Source organism: Mesorhizobium sp. WSM4814 (assembly GCF_055811595.1).
Map to the genome: position 1 here is coordinate 1 of NZ_JBVVQT010000058.1, position 2532 is coordinate 2532.

Genomic DNA, 2532 nt, shown 5'->3' on the forward strand with positions numbered 1-2532 from the left:
GAACGAACCCGCTGCGCGGGATGGGCGCGTGGGGTGAGGTAGAGATCACGAACCGGACGTCGCGCTCGCATTGAGGGTAGTTCGGCAGCGGCAGAGCATTACGGGCTTCTTCAACAAGGAGCCTGACCATGCCCTATCCTGTTCTTGATGCACCTATCAGTCCACTTCGTCAGCGGCTGATCGACGACATGAACATGCGGCGTTTCTCACGGGAGACGCAGCGCAACTATCTCCGCGACATCGGACGCCTGGCGACGTTCCTCGGGCGTTCACCAGACACAGCGACCACCGACGACCTGCGCCGGTTCCAGATCGAGCAGCAGGGCGACGGTGTTCCCGTGCCGACGATGAACAGCATCGTGTCGGCGCTGCGCTTCTTCTTCACGCATACGGTCGATCGTCCCGATCTGGCGCGCAAGCTCGTTCGGCTGGCGCATCCGCGCAAGCTGCCGGTGGTGCTCAGCCGCGACGAAGTCGCTCGGCTGCTCAACGCCACCACCTGCCTCAAGCACCAGGCCGCGCTCTCGGTCGCCTATGGTGCGGGCTTGCGCGTCGCCGAGGTGTCGATGCTGAAGGTCGCCGATGTCGACAGCGAGCGCATGCTGCTACGTGTCGAGCGCGGCAAGGGCGGGCGATATCGCAACGCCATGCTGTCCGAAGACCTGCTTACTCTTCTGCGGCAATGGTGGAGGGTCGGACGGCAGCAGGGCGTCATGCATCGCGACGGCTGGCTGTTTCCGGGGCAGCATGCGATGAAGCCGATCAGCACCCGCCAGCTCTATCGCGTGGTCGTCGAGGCAGCGCAGGCGGCCGACATCGCCAAGCGGGTCGGGCCGCACACGCTGCGCCACAGCTTCGCCACCCACCTGCTGGAGGACGGCACCGACATCCGGATCATCCAGGTCCTGCTCGGGCACGCCAAGCTAAATAGCACCGCCTTCTACACCAAGGTTGCAACCCGCACGGTGCGCACCGTCACGAGCCCGCTCGACAAGCTTGGCCTCTTCAAGCCGGAAGAGATCTCACCCGACGGCTGAGCGTGCGCGCCTCGATCGAGGTTGCCGACATCTTCCGCAGCGCGGGGCCCGCCTACCGGGCCGCCCATGCAGGGCACCTGACACTGCAGCAGCTCAAGGTCATGTCGGCGATCGAACTCTGCCGCACCGCGGCCCTTGGCGGTCACGTGGAGGCCTGCGAGGACTGCGGCCACTGGCGCATCGCCTACAACTCCTGCCGCAACCGGCACTGCCCGAAGTGCCAGGGCGCGGCGGCGCGGACATGGCTCGCCGAGCGCGAAGCCGACCTGCTGCCGGTCGGATACTTCCATGTCGTGTTCACTCTGCCCGCCGAGGTCGCCGACGTCGCGTTCCACAACAAGGCGCTGGTCTACGATCTGCTGTTCAAGGCGGCATCGAAGACGATGCTGACGATCGCGGCCGATCGCAGGCACCTCGGCGCGCGCATCGGCATCACCGCCGTGCTCCACACATGGGGCTCGGCGCTAACGCACCATCCGCATGTCCACATGATCGTTCCGGGCGGTGGCGTCTCGCTCGACGGGAGCCGGTGGATATCGTCGCGCCCGGCCTTCCTCCTCCCGGTGAGGGTGCTCGGCAAGCTGTTCCGCCGCCTGTTCCTCACCCGGCTGATCGCGCTGCACGACGCTGGCCGGCTCGCCTTCTTCGGCGCAATTGCTCATCTCGCGGAACGGCGGGCATTCCTGCGCCACCTGTCGCCGGTCCGGAAGAAGCGCTGGGTGGTCTACGCCAAGGCGCCCTTCGCCGGCCCGGAAGCGGTGCTCGCCTACCTGTCGCGCTACACGCACCGGGTCGCGATCTCAAACAGCCGCCTCATCCGCCTAGACGAGAGCGGCGTCACCTTCCGCTACAAGGACTATCGTCGCGAAGGCGCCGACCGGCAGCAGCTCATGACGCTCGCGACCGACGAGTTCATCCGCCGCTTCCTGCTCCACGTGTTGCCAAAGGGATTCCACCGCATCCGGCATTGCGGCCTGCTTGCCGGCTCTGCTCGCAAGGCCAGCCTCGCGCTTGCTCGTGAACTCCTGAACGCCGCCGCACCGTCAGACGATGACACCACGGACGAACCGGACAACTTTCGCCCGCCATGCCCCTGCTGTGGCGGCCGCATGATCGTGATCGAGGTGTTCGAACGATGGAGGCAGCCGCGCGGACCGCCACACGGTTCCCCGTCGACCGGGAGCAGCACGCCATGACCCGGCATGGAAAGGTTCAGCCTTCAGCTGCAGGCACTCAGCCTTCGGCAACGGATCGACGCACGTCTATGGTGATTATCGACTCCGACAGAGCCGCGCCCAGCCGCCCACCGTCCCGACAACACCGCGCGGAGGCGCAACGAAGCGGTCTGTCCGCATTCAACCCAGAGCTTCCCGACGGCGGTCGCGCCATCGCCGACATCTGCCGAAATCCGAAATCCCCATAGCCATCGCCTGTGGCCCGCGGGTTCCTTCCTCGGGGACTTTCGTACGCCTGCCGGCGCCCGAAACTCTTCACG

2 protein-coding genes are annotated in these 2532 nt (G+C 66.3%); both read left to right on the forward strand.

Translation table 11 applies throughout. From position 1 onward, the window contains the following. Positions 1-128: 128 nt before the first annotated feature. Positions 129-1037: a tyrosine-type recombinase/integrase gene (locus AC0L2V_RS32100; protein WP_473522176.1), complete on the forward strand. Its 909-nt coding sequence runs from the start codon at positions 129-131 to the stop codon at positions 1035-1037. Between the two features lie 2 nt (positions 1038-1039). After that, the gene (locus AC0L2V_RS32105) at positions 1040-2233 is read left to right on the forward strand and encodes an IS91 family transposase (protein ID WP_473514078.1); all 1194 of its coding nucleotides are present in this window, start codon (positions 1040-1042) and stop codon (positions 2231-2233) included. The last annotated feature ends 299 nt before the right edge of the window (positions 2234-2532 follow it).